This is a genomic window from Brucella sp. RRSP16 (genome assembly GCF_052246815.1).
In the GTDB taxonomy this organism is placed as follows: Bacteria; Pseudomonadota; Alphaproteobacteria; order Rhizobiales; family Rhizobiaceae; genus Brucella; species Brucella intermedia.
Genome location: NZ_JBQQAM010000003.1, coordinates 43,308 through 58,002 on the forward strand (window position 1 = coordinate 43,308; position 14,695 = coordinate 58,002).

Below are 14,695 nucleotides of genomic sequence, written 5' to 3' on the forward strand. Positions count from 1 at the left end.
TGGAGGTTGGCTCGACAGCGAAAGATAGCTGTCGAGCACATTGATGCAAGTCTGCAATCTTTGAGTAAGTCGCGGCTCCACCTATACTTTGGGCCTAATTGGGCAAGTATCAAGCATAGGACGCTTCACCCCATCCGCCGATAGACCGTGTTTTACGCCCCGGGTTACCGTTGACGTGTGGCTGGTAATTCGCGTCAGCGCTGAAATCTCGGTTCCAGTGCCTCGCCGATCGCAAAATGATGAATTCGCAAGCGTGAGATGTGAGCAATTTTTCCTGAAAACGCCGGTCGGGTTCCAGTTAGCGATCTGGATGAATAATTCTTACTTCTTAAGCAGGAGATAAACTAATGACCAAGCATATCCTCATCGTAGGCGCTGGTTTTGCTGGCGTTATGGCGGCTTTGGCCGCGTCTCGACTGAGGCACGAAAAGGGTGTGTCAGCGGAGAGCTTGAAAATTTCGGTCGTGTCGCCGGACCCGGAACTCGTCATCCGTCCTCGACTTTATGAACCTCACCCGGAGAAAATGACCGCTCCCCTCGGCGAATTATTCGAAGCCACCGAGATAGAATTTGTTCCAGCTACGGTAGAAAGAATTGATGCGGCCAACAACCGTGTGACGGTCCTTGACGATCGCGGTCAAAGTTCCTCACTACCCTATGACAGGCTCGTCCTTGCTTCCGGTAGTCGCGGCTTTCAACCACCAATTCCTGGTCTCTCCGAATATGGCTTTGCGTCCAACCATCTCGAGGAAGCGATAATACTGGATCAACATTTGCACAGTCTCGCTGCGCAGCCAGCAAGTCCGGCGCGAGATACCCTGGTGGTTGGGGGCGCCGGTTTCACAGGTTTGGAAGTTGCGACCGAGCTTAAGGCACGTATTCAGAGCATTTTGGGGCCGACTGCTCAACCTCGCATCATTATCGTTGACAGGAACCCTCACGTCGCACCTGCGATGGGAGAACATCCAAGGCCCTATATTGAAAGCCGTCTTGAGGGGCTTGGTATCGAAACGAGGCTCAACACGGGTATCGCGCAACTCGACAGTTCTTCCGTGACGCTCGATAGCGGCGAGCGGATAGAGACCTCAACCGTCATTTGGTCTGGCGGAATGCGCGCTTCTTCACTTACATCTCAGCTTGATGCGGACAAGGACTCCTTGGGTCGCATCATTGTCGATCCCGATTTACGTGTGCCTGGCTATTCTTATATTTTTGCAACCGGCGATACGGCAAAGGCAGCCACCGACGATAGGGGCAATTTCTCGCTGATGTCATGTCAGCATGCTCGTCGTCTTGGTGCGTTTGCAGGACATAACGCAGCCGCCGAACTATTGGGCGAAGCCACCCTTAAATATGATCAGCCAGCCTATGTCGTCTGCCTCGATTTGGGCCCTGATGCGGCGATCTTTACTCGTGGTTGGGATGGTAAGGTCGAACTTACGGGCGCGGAGGCAAAAAAGGTGAAACAGGAGATAAACACCGTCTGGATTTATCCGCCGGCACCTGAACGGACCGCGGCATATGAAAATGTTCAGACAGCGCGGACCGTTGATTTCTAGAACTATCGCAGCGTTGACTCCGCATATAGTCCTTCACATCCGGCGCATTGCTATGGCCCGCTTCAGTTTTGGAGGCGGGCGTAGCATTGAGAAACGCTCATTGCGGATTAGGACATAGCATAAATTTACATAATAGCGATGCCGAAGATGATGTCTTGGACGAAAAAGCAAATCGTTGGGCTGGTGTTTTGTCTCAGCGCGATTGCAACCGCTGTAGGAGGTTGGATGTGGGCGCGTTCGACCGAGCGGACGGCGACGGACAATGCCTATGTTCGCGGTAACACGACAGCAATCGCATCGAAGGTAACCGGATATGTCACCGTGGTTGACGTATCCGACAACAAGTATGTACGGGCGAATGATGTTCTGTTCAGAATTGATGACAGGGATTTCCGCGCACGTCTGGCGCAGGCTGAAGCAAATGTGGAGGCGGCACAGGCACATATCGACAATGTGGAGGCGGAGATACAGCTGCAGCATATTCTGGTCAAGCAGGCGACGGCGCAGAAACGGGCAGCAGAGGCAGATCTTGCTCTCGCGGTCAAAGCGTCTCAGCGACAGCGTGAACTTGTTCGCACAAATTCGGTCAGCAGAGCTCAGGTCGATGAAAGTGACGCTGCGAGGTCAAAAGCGGAGGCTGGCTTATTAGGCGCAGAAGCCGCGCTGGAGGCACAAGAAACACGTATCAAGGTTCTCACCACACAAAAGGAAGCAGCCCTGGCTGCTGTGCTTCAAGCCAGGGCTGCGCGTGACCTGGCCCGAATTGATCTCGACAATACAGTCGTCCGTGCTCCCTTTGACGGTGTTATTGGTAACCGTCAGGTTCGCGTCGGACGCCTCGTATCTCCGGGAGCTTCCTTGATCGATCTGGTGCCAATCAAGGACGTGTGGATTGTCGCAAATTTCAAGGAGACACAGATCGAGAATATTCAACCCGGGCAGTCAGCCCAGGTAACGGTCGACGCCTATCCCGGCATAATTATCGAGGGAAAAGTTGACAGTTTTGCACCGGGTAGCGGATCGGCCTTCAGTCTCCTGCCTGCTGATAATGCTACTGGCAATTTCGTCCGTGTCGTGCAACGTGTTCCAGTCAAGATCAAACTTGTTCAGAACCCAATTCCCGGCCGCCTGGTTCCGGGACTTTCTGCCCGGGTTCAGATCATTCTGGGGAGCGAGAGCTGATGATTTCTCCCCCAAATGTCTCGAGCCAGACCAGGCAGAATACAGGATGCCTTCTCCTCGCGGGCATTGTGATTGCCACTTTGACTGAGGCGATTGCGGGTACAGCTTTGACGCTTGGCAAAGGAGATATAATTGGTGACGTATACGCTACTCCCGATGAATTCGCCTGGCTCGACATCGGATATACGACACTGAAGATGATCGCGTTCCTTCTGGCATCCTGGATTGCGACGACCGTTAATTTGCGGATTATCGTTGTTGCGGCAACTGTGATGATAACATTGGTAAGTGCGGCCACTGCGTTGACGACCCGACTGGATTTGCTGATTGGTCTGCGCGCATTTCAGGGGTTTTCGGGAGGTCTCCTACTGGTAATCGGACAAACTGTTATCTTTCGAGACTTTTCGCCTTCTCGCCAACCTGTTCTACAAGCCTTGTTTGCGACAGGGGCAGTGGTTGCACCGGCTACCCTCGTACCAGCACTGCAAGGATGGCTATTGGACAGCTATTCCTGGACGTGGATTTTTCTTTCAGTAGTTCCTATCGGATTGCTGGCAGCGGGGCTTGTTCTCCTATCAGAAGAAACCATCGACACCCATATTCCCTGTAGGCGCTTTGACTGGAGTGGCCTTCTGCTGGCATCGATCACGCTTTTCTGTCTCGTCTATGTGCTCAGCCAGGGCGACCGTTGGAACTGGTTCGATGAACGTCGCGTCCAGTGGCTAACCGGAATAGGTGTAGTGACGTTTTGCCTGTTTGTCGGTCAACAAGCGAGCCGCCCTGAGGATGAGGGACTGCTCGAACTGAGTGTTTTAAGGTCCGTCGATTTTACGTTCGCATTCATAGTAAGTTTTGTAGCTGGTGCGGCATTGTTTGGAAGCACTTATTTGATTCCGAGTTTCGCAATCTCAGTCCTGGCTTTCACGCCAACGGATACCGGTGTTCTTTTGCTCGCCAGTAGCATTTTTTTGTGTTTTCGCTTTTCTTGTCTGCCTTCATAATCCAGTGCCTGCACGTCTCTCCAATTGCCACCGTACCCTTCGGAATCGTCCTGATCATGATTGCTATGTGGTTCCTGTCAGGGGCAGCGGGCGACAGCGGGATGGACGACATGATGAACGCCGTTCTCCTGCGGGGCATGAGCCTCGGCTTTCTATTTCTGTCAATTACCTTAATCGCATTCAGTAGGTTGGGATCACATAGTCTCCCTGGCGCGATTGGTATTTTCAATACTGGCCGCCAGTTGGGCGGTCTCCTAGGAGTAGCTTGTCTTCAATCTCTAATAACGCGGAGTATCGCAGGCAATGTGTCTGTGCTCAGCAGCCATATCACGGCTGGATATTCTGCTGTAGGCGAACGATTAGGGACAAGTGCGGCAGTTCTCGAAGCCCGTGGGATGACTGCCGTGGCTGCCGATCAAGCGTCGATAATTTTATTAGACAGGGTTGTTGCTGGCCAGTCTACGGTAATCGCTTTCGATACGGCCTTTCTCACAGTTGCGCTTCTTTTCGTTTTTGCGGCACCGATCCTGGCCGTTGCGAAGATGCTTTTGACGGCAATATCAACAAAAAAGTAGTTATTCGGCGAGTTACACTGAGCCAAAAACAATCCGTTTATATCGGCTGACCCAGCGCTTTGCGTGGAAATTGAGAGCCCCGGACAAGGTAGTTTCAATGCGGTGGGGAACTGCAGTTTATTGGCAAAGGCGCACGTTCTTCACACTCACTCAAACACATCGGCGGACGTGTATGTCTGGTTTTCAGTTCCATTCGGAAAGACCGGTCATTCCGCTAACGGCCCCCTTCCAGTCGTTAGAATTCGATCACTTGACTGGCAATCAGGCGGTTGTGCTGGCAGATAATGATGGCCGCTTGTCAACGTTCGTTGGCTGAAGCAGATCGTCTGCTTCTTGCCCCGATTCGGCGATGGAGAGGAGCAGGTTGGCGGCTCATTTCCCTTTGAGGCGATCAGGATGTGCTTTTATCGGGCTTCGCTCATTTTCTTCAATTGAACGGCACATATCTTCTCGATTTCGTCGATGAGCGCGTTCGTCTGTCTCAAAAGCCAGCGTAAAGCTTCCTCGGTGATATCAAAATGCGGAGAATAGCGTGCCTTCACGTAAGCTTCATTGACGATATTAAACCAGGCCTTGTAGCGCTGTTGATCTTGCGGCCATGCCTTGGCCAATTCATTGCGCTGCCCTTCCGAGAGTCGACGCAAGAATTTCAGGTTGTGCGAAGACGGGGAGTAGTTTGTTGTTACCAACAGGAAGGTAGAATAAGCTTGTTCGATCGCTTGGTGGAGCAGGAAGGCCGCTTCTTTGAAAATTCCCGTCTCAATGCAAAAATTGGCAGTCAGTACAAAATTGCGTGCATGCGGTAATCGGTCGTCGAAATATTCTTTCGCGATACGATAGGCGTCTTCCGGATTGAGAATGCCGGGTTGGGCGAGCGGCTCAGGATCAAGTTCGTAAAGTACAATACCTTCTTTGCGGATGTCAGTGAAGAAATATCGCCCTTCCTTGATCCGCGTGTTCACCTCACGCAAAGAATGGACAATGAAGTTTACCGGAGTCTGCACATCACGCAGGCGTATAAGCCGGTCTTCGGTTTTTCGCCAGAACTCAAAGTCCGCCAGCTTACGATTGTTGACGATAATCAGCAGGTCAAAATCAGAACGATAGCCTTTGCCGGTATGCGGTTCATCCACCTGTGTGCCGCGCGCATACGATCCGAACAAAATGGCCTTGACGATACGACCGCGCTTCTTGAACTCAGCCGAGCCTTCCTTGAGCGCATCCTCGAATTCCTCGAAGATAACTTCCAGCACGCGCTGCAACTCACGCTGCTTTACGTGAGGCAAGTGATCAATACGGTCTTTCATCAGCACGGGCGCACCTGTCGGTCAAAAGTAAGGGCGAACTATTTCGAGTGTTGGCTTAATTTGCAAAATTCAACGACGTCGATCAAGAAAGCCTTTGCAAAGTTTGCGAGATTTTATTCCTATGCGGTTCTGCCGACGAGATAGGAGGTCTCTCCATCGATCCTACAGCGCTTATTTTCCTTTGTTGATGCACTCCTCGAAATATCTAGAATTCTATCTAAACCTTATATCCGACTGTTGCCACAACTATTTGATTCTGTTACAAAAGGGTGCATTCTCAATGCAACACATGCTAGGGACGACGATACAGCGATTGCTGTCAAAAAAAAGCCGTCATGCGGTCTCCACAACGTCCGGCTCTATTCATTGAACCCTCCGCCGGGCGCAGGAGGAATGCTTGTGTTGCAAATTTCGAATGTGAGAGCCGCCCGGGAACTTTTGCAGCAGGATGCTATCCGTTATGGCGCGGAAGACAGTCTGATTGTGGATGCCACGAGGCGAATCTATGCAGACACGGCCCCCACAGCTGCCGCGCTTTTTGCGCTCGACGCCTGGTTCGAAGACGATCAGCGTAATTTTCAGTTCTGGACGCGGATTTTTCAGCGCCTCATGAATTGAAACTCACTGTAACGGGTCTGCCGACCGATCGAGGGCGTAGCCCCGACCCTGCACAGTTCTGACCAGGTTTGGACCATACCGCGCCAATGCGCGGCGGATATGTCCGATATGAATGTCGACCGTACGGGGCTCGACGATAGCTCCTTGACCCCATACAGCGTCGATAAGCTCTTGCCTGCTCCATACAATTTCAGGCTTTTGCATGAGTGCTTCAAGTAAACGGAACTGCAACGGTGTGAGATCGACGCGAAGGCCGCTGCGAAACACCCTGAACTGCATAGGGTTCAGCAATAGATCGCTATAGGTCAAAACAACCTTCGTGGCATCCGTAGTAGCGAAATTGCCTCGGTACCTTTGGAGAAATCCCAGCAAAACAAGTGGATCGAACGGAGGTTTCATGACCAGATCCAATTGTTCATTGATCTGTAGTCCAGTATCGATATCATCCTTTGCCAGCAGAACCAACGCGAGACCTGGAAGCTTCCTCCTGAGGTGAGCGAACTCGCAAAGGCCAGCATCGCCACTATCCAATATCAACGCGCTTGGGCTCTGTTCGGCACCTATCTCGGAAGTCGTCAATGCTTTTAGCTCTGATAAGAGATCAGCATCAAACCCTTCAACTGAGAGCAGATGACGAAGCATCAAAAACAATTGCGCGTCAGATGTCTTTATAAGAACCTTCGACATAACATTCATCGTCCTGCTGAAGTGCTATTAGGGTGAAACGTATTCTCCCCCGTTTACATCGATCGTTGCGCCATTGATGAAGCCGGCGTTTTCCGACGCCAGGAATGCGATCACTGTTGCTACGTCGTCAGGGTTTCCCAACCGACCGACCGGAATACGCGAAAGGGCATCACGATTTGAATCGGAATCAATCGGGCCAGTCATTTCGGTCACGATATGTCCCGGCGCAACAATATTGGCTGTAATTCCGGTCCCGCCAAGCGTAGACACGAGAGAACGAAGACAACCCGATAGCGCAGTTTTTGATGCGGTATAAGCGCTGCCAGCGAGCCTGGGTAACGTCCTGCCAGCAATAGAGCCAACTAAAACAATTCTCCCGAAACGCCGTTTGATCAAATCCGGTAAAACGCGTTGGCAACAAAGGACAGCTCCGATCAAATTGGTTGAAAGGACTGCGTTCCATTCCTCGATCGACGTTTCGACAAACGCTGCAGCTTTGCCGTCCTTGGCTTTGGGCGATACGCCCGCATTACAGATCAGCGTATCTGGCGGACCCCAATAGCTTCGCACCTCATCGAAAAAGCCGACAATTGCTGTCGCCTCATTTATGTCTACACTTCGATAAAAGATGGCATCTTCCCCGAACTGCGAAATGAGCATTTCGCCAGCCGCAGAGACTCGCTGAGGTGTCTGCCCGAAAAACGCTACTTTGTAGCCTTCGCTAGCCAATCGTCTAACCGTTGACAGCCCAATGCCTGAGCTGCCCCCGGTTACGACTGCTATACGCTCCCGCGCTCCAGCCGTCATGCTGCCTGATCCATTGCCGCAAAAAGAGAAAGCGGAGGATGAGCGTCGTGATCGGTAATAACTTCGATGAGCGAGGGGTTACCGCTTTCAATACTCAGACGTAGCTGCTCCGATAAGTCAGCAGCATTATCGACGGTGGCAGATCGACATCCGCACGCTGAAGCGACCCCCGCGTGATCGACTGGTGCAAAATGGCACGCCGTTGTATAGCGGCCGAATTTTACGGTTTCCGCATCTTTCTGGAAGCCTAGCACGCCATTATTCAAGAGGACAACAGTTACGGGTAACTGCATACGCATCATCGTTTCCAGTTCCGCCCAGCTATGCGCAAATCCACCGTCTCCCACAATGGCAACCACCGGCTTGTCAGGATGAGCGGCCTTTGCCCCCATCGCTAGTGGTAGACCCCATCCAAGGCCAGCGAGCCCGCGCGGTGTAATGAATCTCGTGCCGACCTTGCGACAGCGCAACTGACCGACAACCCACATGGACGAATAGCTCGCATCCGCCACGACTGTCACGTCGTGGTCGAGCCAGGGCTGCAATTCCTGCATAACGCGCTCAGGCCGCATGGCGCCTGATCGGTCATCAAGAACTGGTCGGCGAGCTTCATCATATTCCGCCCAGAAACCGGCAATTCTTTCTTCGTAATTGAGGCGAGGCATACTGCGCCGAAGGAAGTCTCGTTTAGACAATGTTTCGCACAAGGCCGCGAGCGTTTCGCGTGCATCGCCGTGCAAACGCAATGCCTCGTAATTGCGTCCGATCTCTCCGGCATCGATGTCAATGTGAATAACTTTAGCCGAAGAAGGAATCTGCTGCCAATTGTCAGTTCCGTTCTGATTGGTGCGTGTTCCGGCAAGGATAACCAGATCTGCTTCATTCATGAGGTGACGACTGTAGAAGCCTAGCGAACGAGGGCCAGTCAGAGACCCTAGAACGCCAGCAGACAGAGGATGGAATTCGTCAACCACCCCTTTGCCCATATTCGTCGTGAATACAGGAAGGGAGGCTATTTCCTGAAGACGAGCCAACGCTGCCGCTGCACCACCGGCATGAATACCGCCGCCAGCCAGCACAACCGGGGTTCGGGCTTCAGCAATAGTATCCGCTGCGGTCTGAATGAGGTCGTCGGATGGACGAAACCGGTCAAGCGGCCAGTAGCCAAGACAAGCAGTTCTCGGCTTATCGCTCTTCGGAGCCGGGCAACGCAGCAAATCCGCTGGCAACAAAAGCGCAACTGGTCCCGCTCGCCCACTTGCCGCGGCGGTAAAAGCTGCATCAATGTAGTCATCGACGCGCTCGGCTACATTTAGTCGACGGACCCATTTTGTACAGGATTGGAAGAGGGTGATTTGGTCAATATCCTGAAAGGCGTTCTTGTCCGTTTGGTTTCGCTCGACATCCTGTACAAGCGCGACCACTGGAATACTCGCCTTTAAAGCTTCGGCTAGTGGCGGAACAAGCAGCGTCGCTGCGGGACCGTTCTGCGCCGCGACTACACTCACCTTGCCAGAAACCCGGGCATATCCATCCGCCATCGCTCCGCCCATATTCTCCTGACGATAGGCGATCTGGCGGATGCCGTGGGCTTCGGCTGCAAGAATCACAGCGGAGGGCAAACTTTGTGCGAAGATCACCTCCACACCATGGCGGACAAGTGCTTGTGCGATACGATCGGCAACGCTGTCTGTAATTGCGGCATGTTTCATGGATGGTCCTCCCGTACGGGGTTTTGTGCAAGGAAATCATCAAAAAGCGCGGCAATGAGGTCGATTTCTTTTTCGCCCATCGGGGTGGATAGGCTGGCCGCGGCTCCAAAGGGCAACAGAACACCATTCCGGGCGAAATACCGTGTGAGCTCTCGCATGCGCAAGTTCTGATCAGACGACATGATTGAAGCGCGATAATCAGTCGGCGCTTCACGTTTGGAATGAATGCGGAAGAGGGAAGCGGCACCCGTGATCGAATAGGGAGCCTGCCGCGACTGAGCGATCTGCGAGAGACGCGAACGCAAGGCATCTCCTAGTTCTTCAAGCCGCGCGAAGGCATCGGGTGGCAATGCATTCATAGCAGCAAGACCTGCAGCCATGGAGACGGGGTTAGCGGAGAATGTCCCACCTTGCGGAACTGGTAGCTTACCGTCCCGCTTTTCGAAGACCGACATGACTTCTGCGCGCCCGCCGATGGCTCCAATTGGAAAGCCACCACCGATGATCTTGCCGGTTGCTATCAGATCGGGATTAAGACCGTAACGGTCCGAAGCCCCCCTATAACCTTGCCGGATATTCAACACCTCGTCGGCGATCAGTAGAATGCCATGCTCTTGCGTGAAGGTTGTCAGTGCCTCGATAAATCCCTGGCTTGGCGCAAATAGCCCGGCGCGGCTAGGCATCGGATCAATCAAAATACCGGCTATCCGATGCGCGTGGCCTTCGAGTTTCGAAACAATCTCCTCCTTGTCATTGAACTGGATCACGATCACATCGTCGCCAAGGCTGGACGGCGCACCATGGTATCCTGGTCGTGCAACGTTTCGACCGGACCCGTTGGTGGGATAGGTGCCGGTTTGCCCCGTTTCAGCCCAATCGTACCCCCCGTGATAAGCTCCCTCAAAGCGAACGATCGCAGAGCGACCTGTGAACGCTCGAGCTGCCTTGATTGCAAACATGACCGCTTTGGTCCCGCTGTTGACAAAGCGAATCTTTTCCATTGCCGGGATCCGCGAGATCAGCAATTCAGCCAGTGCGACCTCGTGTTCCGTCGGGTTGGAAAAACAGGTCCCGTTACGCAAAAGCTTCGCAACCACTTCTGCAATCGGTTCGAATCCGTGCCCGTGTATAAGCGTGGTGAAGTTGTTGTTGAGGTCCAGAAGACGGTTATCGTCCACATCAACTAGATAGGCGCCCTCACCACGTTGAATGTAAATCGGTGTTGGATCGATATCGATCGTGACGCGTGACACACCCTGCGGCAAAACCTGCAGGCTGCGGGCGTAAAGACGTGACGATTCCGTTCTCTCCACCGGATCGCCACGGTTTATTCTCGGACTAGGTATCATTGATTGGGCCTTTAAAACGCACATCAGCTAATGCTTTTGCGTTAGCTTCACAATTTTGTTGCAACAAAAATGCGAAAGGTCAAGCCCATACAACAAAAAACTATCTCGCCGAGGAGCGCGCTCGTGCCGCCTGGCGCAAGCGCCGATAGCCATCCCGAATGTCGTTCTCGAATGCGGCGCGCAGGGATGCGCCATCCTTGTCCTCTAGCGATTCAATGGCTAGCTGGTGGTTTCGAACGCCGTATTTTTCTTCAGCAAACTCTGGATAGAGATCGTAAAGTGATGGGCCAACCCTAAGCCAAGCCCCTTCGATCATGGATAAAAGCCGAGGCATTCCGGCCATTCCATACACATGAAAATGGAAATCCTTGTTATGCCGCAAAACCGTCTCGTAAGCGCGACGATCCAGTGCATCGTTTATATAATTTTGAATATCTTTAAGTTTTTCAATATCTTCATTGGTAACCGAGTTGACTGCCAGCTGTGCCGCCAGCCCCTCCAGGGCGAGCCGAATTAGTGTGATCTCGCGCAAACTGTCTTCATTTAAAACCGGTACGATTACAGTTTTTGGTCCCGAATAGACCAGTGCGCCTTCGCCGGTGAGCCGGTTGATAGCGTCCCGCGCAGGGGTGGAACTAAATCCGAGATCTTCCGCTACGGCTCGGACCGTAAGTTTCTTGCCGGGCTTATATTCGCCTCGTATCAGGCGCTCCTTCATTTCGCGGTATGCGACGTCGCCAAGACCCGGTGCCTGCCCTTCATTGGCCTGGTCCGACAATTTTATCGCGCTCATCTAAGCCTCAATCCCTGTTGACACATCAGAATTATGATGCAACAAAATGACCATATAAAGTTTTTGCAAAGTTTTTGTCGCGTCATTTTAGGTTTTAGCAGCGCGTACTCATAGAGTCACGCGGTAGCTGGATGAGCACGTCTATGCGTCTGGAACGTCAATGATGCATTTCGCATCGAGGACCGAACGCAAAGGCACAGATACCAAAGTGGTTTCCGGAGGAGGAAAGATTGATCGGTCAGAAATTAATGCTTGCTGGCGTTCAGAAAAGATTTGGCGAAACCTGGGCTGTCCATGAAACCACGCTCGACATCCGGGCAGGCGAATTCGTTTCAATAATCGGACCGTCCGGATCAGGCAAAACGACTTTGCTCACCATGGTCGCCGGCTTCGAACAACCGACGAACGGAAGGATTATTGTGGGAGACGTAGATATAACTACCCTGCCGCCCAACCGGCGTAACGTCGGCATGGTGTTCCAGAAATATGCGCTGTTCCCCCATCTGACGGTTCGGCAGAATATTGCGTTCCCGTTGAAAATGCGACGACTGGGTTCGAAGAAAGATATCCGGTCTCGCGTCGATGAGATGCTTGAGCTGATCAGACTCAATGACTTCGCAGACCGCTATCCAAACCAGTTGTCAGGTGGACAACAGCAGCGTGTGGCCGTCGCCCGCGCGCTGGTTTTTTCTCCGCCCGTCATCTTGATGGACGAACCGCTCGGTGCCCTCGACAAGAAATTGCGAGAGGCAATGCAGTTTGAGATCAAACGCATTCAGGAGAATCTCGGAGCAACAGTAATCTACGTCACTCACGACCAGGAAGAGGCGTTGACCATGTCCGACCGCATTGTGGTAATGCACGATGGCTGCGTCCAGCAGGTTGGTACTCCCTCCGAACTCTATAACGAACCCAATAGAACCTTCGTTGCCGACTTCATCGGCTCTATCAATTTTATTCCGGCGACTTATCGCGGCAACAAAAACGGCAAGTGCATTCTGGATATCTCCGAACGTGTTGCTGTGGAACTTGATGCGCTGCTTCATCCCAAACTGGCTCACAAATCTATCGGTTCCGAAATCAGGCTAGCCGTGAGACCGGAACATGTCGGCATCTTTTCCGACCCGAAAAAAGGGCAACTGTCCGGAACTGTTGAGGCTTCCGTCTTCATCGGTTCGAGCACAGTTGTCCTGGTAAGGCTAGACGCTTTTCCAGATATCGACCTGCGTGTCCAATTGCCTGCAACAACATCGTCACCGGTGATGCGAAAGAATAGCCGCGTCGGTGTAAACTTGGACACCCTCTCACTCCTGACTTTCGACCTTGAAACGAGGTTGGCCGCATGAGTTCGTCGTTTTCCGGTTTCGACACATTCCTTAGAGGAAGATCCGCACGCCAATACCCGCCGGTAATATCGTGGTTTCTGGTACTACCATTATTAATTCTACTGGTCGTCGGCTTTATGTATCCGATCGGCCGACTCATCTTTCTTAGTTTTTCGGACGATGCGATAAGCTATGGACGCATCGCTGAGGGAAGTCTTTATCTTGATGTCCTGGCTTCCACGGTTGGCGTTGCGGTCGCTGTGACTGCCATTGGATGCGTGCTGGGCTTTCCTGTCGCTCTGACCATGGCAAGAGCAGGAAAACTTGCAGGGATTATAGCGGCGATTTGCGTCTTCATTCCGCTCTGGACTTCGGTTCTTGTTCGCTCCTATGCCTGGATTGTCCTATTGCAGCGGAATGGGATCGTGAACGGGTTTCTCAGCGCCGTCGGTTTAACTGAACAACCCTTCAAGCTTCTTTACACGCAAGGAGCGGTGACATTGGCGATGGCACATGTTCTCATGCCTTTCGTTGTACTGCCCATCTATGCTGCGCTCAAAGCTATACCCAAGGACCTTGATCGAGCTGCTCTGAACCTAGGCGCAAATCCCTGGAAGGCTTTCTTCGTCGTCACATTTCCTTTGTGTCTTCCCGGGATCTTTGCCGGAGCTACCCTATGCTTTGTTTTGGCGCTCGGCTTTTACATAACGCCCGCTCTGGTTGGAGGGCCGGATTCCATGTTGATGGCAACGCTGATCGGTCAGGAAACTACTGTGACTCTGGATTGGCCATTCGCTGCTGCTCTTTCAACTGTGTTGCTTGGCATGACAATTATCTTTGTCGCGTGCTTCCGACGAGTACTAGCGCTCAATAAGGGGTTCGGAAGTGTCCATTAATCAGTTCCCTACAATCGGTTCGAGACCGGAGACCGGGACTTCAAGAATGTCACTGAAAGGATGGCGCATGGGTAATCTCGCCTGGAAACTGTTCGCGGCCTTCTTCGTGAGTATCATCTTGTTGTTTCTCATCCTACCCACACTGATAATCGTCCCAATGTCGTTCAGCCAGACGGATTACCTGCAATTCCCGCCGCAAGGTCTGTCGTTAAGATGGTACGCTGCATATTTCGGCGACCCTGACTGGATGGCTTCAACATGGTTCAGTCTGAAAATCGCCTTGGCGACAGCCCTGACTTCCACCGTTGTGGGAACCATGGCGTCTCTCGCTTTTGTTAGAGGCGAGCTACCCTTCAAAGGGGTTTTCCAGGTACTGACGATCGGCCCGATGATTGTTCCGCATATTGTTCTGGGTGTCGCCCTCTATCTGGTTTTTGCACCGCATCAATTGACCGGAACCTTTTCGGGATTTCTGGTCAGTCACACAGTCCTGTCGGTTCCATTCGTGATGATTACCGTAGTAGCGGCTCTACAGCGCTTCGACCCAGCATTGGAGCTTGCGGCCCTGAATTGCGGAGCAGGACGTGGCAGAGCGTTCTTCCACATCACGTTGCCGATGATCGCCCCAAGTATCGGCGCCGGATTTGTCTTCGCCTTTCTGGCCTCTTTCGATGAGGCCACCGTGGCGTTCTTCATTTCGGATATCAACGGCAAGACGATCGGTAGAAAGATGTTTGAAGACATTGACTTTAATCTGACACCGACCATTGCAGCCGCCTCCACTGTGGTCGTCCTGGTGTCGATGTGCCTTATCGCATTGTCGTTCGCGCTTACACGCTGCAAACAAAACTGAAAAACGGGGAAACAATCATGATAATTCATAA

Annotated in this window: 12 protein-coding genes and 1 pseudogene; 7 read left to right on the plus strand and 6 right to left on the minus strand. The window is 52.5% G+C overall.

The genetic code is table 11. From position 1 onward, the window contains the following. Nucleotides 1–347 precede the first annotated feature (347 nt). The 3 genes and pseudogenes from ACS5UA_RS05745 (at nt 348) to ACS5UA_RS05755 (ending at nt 4,317) form a co-directional block, all read left to right on the plus strand. Entirely contained in the window at nt 348–1,559 is a 1,212-nt protein-coding gene (locus tag ACS5UA_RS05745; protein WP_112700878.1) for an NAD(P)/FAD-dependent oxidoreductase, read from the plus strand. Between the two features lie 147 nt (nt 1,560–1,706). Then, entirely contained in the window at nt 1,707–2,741 is a 1,035-nt protein-coding gene (locus ACS5UA_RS05750) for an HlyD family secretion protein (protein WP_273771185.1), read from the plus strand. Then, nucleotides 2,741–4,317: pseudogene (locus tag ACS5UA_RS05755) on the plus strand (MFS transporter). Before ACS5UA_RS05750 ends, ACS5UA_RS05755 begins: the two are co-directional and overlap by 1 nt. Before the next feature lie 404 nt (nt 4,318–4,721). Here the strand turns inward: ACS5UA_RS05755 and ACS5UA_RS05760 are convergent. Next, on the minus strand, nt 4,722–5,624 hold the full coding sequence (locus tag ACS5UA_RS05760; protein WP_112700877.1) for a nucleotidyltransferase and HEPN domain-containing protein: 903 nt from the start codon (nt 5,622–5,624) through the stop codon (nt 4,722–4,724). A 393-nt stretch (nt 5,625–6,017) separates the two neighbouring features. Here ACS5UA_RS05760 and ACS5UA_RS05765 point away from each other — a divergent pair, with 393 nt between their 5' ends. Beyond that, the gene (locus ACS5UA_RS05765; protein ID WP_006472023.1) at nt 6,018–6,242 is read left to right on the plus strand and encodes a hypothetical protein; all 225 of its coding nucleotides are present in this window, start codon (nt 6,018–6,020) and stop codon (nt 6,240–6,242) included. 3 nt (nt 6,243–6,245) lie between these two features. On the opposite strand, the gene ACS5UA_RS05770 is transcribed toward ACS5UA_RS05765, so the two are convergent. From ACS5UA_RS05770 to ACS5UA_RS05790, 5 genes are all read right to left on the minus strand, one after another. Next, nucleotides 6,246–6,929: a winged helix-turn-helix transcriptional regulator gene (locus ACS5UA_RS05770; protein ID WP_235691669.1), complete on the minus strand. Its 684-nt coding sequence runs from the start codon at nt 6,927–6,929 to the stop codon at nt 6,246–6,248. A gap of 27 nt (nt 6,930–6,956) precedes the next feature. Next, nucleotides 6,957–7,736 (minus strand): 3-oxoacyl-ACP reductase FabG, encoded by a 780-nt coding sequence (fabG, locus tag ACS5UA_RS05775; protein WP_112700876.1) that lies wholly within the window; start codon nt 7,734–7,736, stop codon nt 6,957–6,959. Continuing rightward, nucleotides 7,733–9,448: an acetolactate synthase catalytic subunit gene (locus tag ACS5UA_RS05780; RefSeq protein WP_006468234.1), complete on the minus strand. Its 1,716-nt coding sequence runs from the start codon at nt 9,446–9,448 to the stop codon at nt 7,733–7,735. The genes fabG and ACS5UA_RS05780 overlap by 4 nt, the downstream gene beginning before the upstream one ends. Next, the gene (locus tag ACS5UA_RS05785; protein WP_443101227.1) at nt 9,445–10,797 is read right to left on the minus strand and encodes an aspartate aminotransferase family protein; all 1,353 of its coding nucleotides are present in this window, start codon (nt 10,795–10,797) and stop codon (nt 9,445–9,447) included. The genes ACS5UA_RS05780 and ACS5UA_RS05785 overlap by 4 nt, the downstream gene beginning before the upstream one ends. Nucleotides 10,798–10,897: 100 nt before the next feature. Then, nucleotides 10,898–11,590, minus strand: a complete 693-nt coding sequence (locus tag ACS5UA_RS05790; RefSeq protein WP_006468236.1) for a GntR family transcriptional regulator — start codon at nt 11,588–11,590, stop codon at nt 10,898–10,900. A 230-nt stretch (nt 11,591–11,820) separates the two neighbouring features. On the opposite strand from ACS5UA_RS05790, the gene ACS5UA_RS05795 reads away from it, so the two are divergent. From ACS5UA_RS05795 to ACS5UA_RS05805, 3 genes are all read left to right on the plus strand, one after another. Next, on the plus strand, nt 11,821–12,936 hold the full coding sequence (locus tag ACS5UA_RS05795; RefSeq protein ID WP_006468237.1) for an ABC transporter ATP-binding protein: 1,116 nt from the start codon (nt 11,821–11,823) through the stop codon (nt 12,934–12,936). Beyond that, the gene (locus tag ACS5UA_RS05800; RefSeq protein ID WP_112700874.1) at nt 12,933–13,811 is read left to right on the plus strand and encodes an ABC transporter permease; all 879 of its coding nucleotides are present in this window, start codon (nt 12,933–12,935) and stop codon (nt 13,809–13,811) included. Before ACS5UA_RS05795 ends, ACS5UA_RS05800 begins: the two co-directional genes overlap by 4 nt. 67 nt (nt 13,812–13,878) lie before the next feature. Next, nucleotides 13,879–14,664: an ABC transporter permease gene (locus ACS5UA_RS05805; protein ID WP_006472027.1), complete on the plus strand. Its 786-nt coding sequence runs from the start codon at nt 13,879–13,881 to the stop codon at nt 14,662–14,664. Nucleotides 14,665–14,695 lie beyond the last annotated feature (31 nt).

What these genes read in the sequence shown, in the direction of transcription:
- ACS5UA_RS05745 (WP_112700878.1), top strand. Translation starts at nt 348, where the DNA reads ATGACCAAGCATATCCTCATCGTAGGCGCTGGTTTTGCTGGCGTTATG.
- ACS5UA_RS05750 (WP_273771185.1), top strand. Translation starts at nt 1,707, where the DNA reads ATGATGTCTTGGACGAAAAAGCAAATCGTTGGGCTGGTGTTTTGTCTC.
- ACS5UA_RS05760 (WP_112700877.1), bottom strand. Translation starts at nt 5,624, where the DNA reads ATGAAAGACCGTATTGATCACTTGCCTCACGTAAAGCAGCGTGAGTTG.
- ACS5UA_RS05765 (WP_006472023.1), top strand. Translation starts at nt 6,018, where the DNA reads ATGCTTGTGTTGCAAATTTCGAATGTGAGAGCCGCCCGGGAACTTTTG.
- ACS5UA_RS05770 (WP_235691669.1), bottom strand. Translation starts at nt 6,929, where the DNA reads ATGTCGAAGGTTCTTATAAAGACATCTGACGCGCAATTGTTTTTGATG.
- fabG (WP_112700876.1), bottom strand. Translation starts at nt 7,736, where the DNA reads ATGACGGCTGGAGCGCGGGAGCGTATAGCAGTCGTAACCGGGGGCAGC.
- ACS5UA_RS05780 (WP_006468234.1), bottom strand. Translation starts at nt 9,448, where the DNA reads ATGAAACATGCCGCAATTACAGACAGCGTTGCCGATCGTATCGCACAA.
- ACS5UA_RS05785 (WP_443101227.1), bottom strand. Translation starts at nt 10,797, where the DNA reads ATGATACCTAGTCCGAGAATAAACCGTGGCGATCCGGTGGAGAGAACG.
- ACS5UA_RS05790 (WP_006468236.1), bottom strand. Translation starts at nt 11,590, where the DNA reads ATGAGCGCGATAAAATTGTCGGACCAGGCCAATGAAGGGCAGGCACCG.
- ACS5UA_RS05800 (WP_112700874.1), top strand. Translation starts at nt 12,933, where the DNA reads ATGAGTTCGTCGTTTTCCGGTTTCGACACATTCCTTAGAGGAAGATCC.
- ACS5UA_RS05805 (WP_006472027.1), top strand. Translation starts at nt 13,879, where the DNA reads ATGGGTAATCTCGCCTGGAAACTGTTCGCGGCCTTCTTCGTGAGTATC.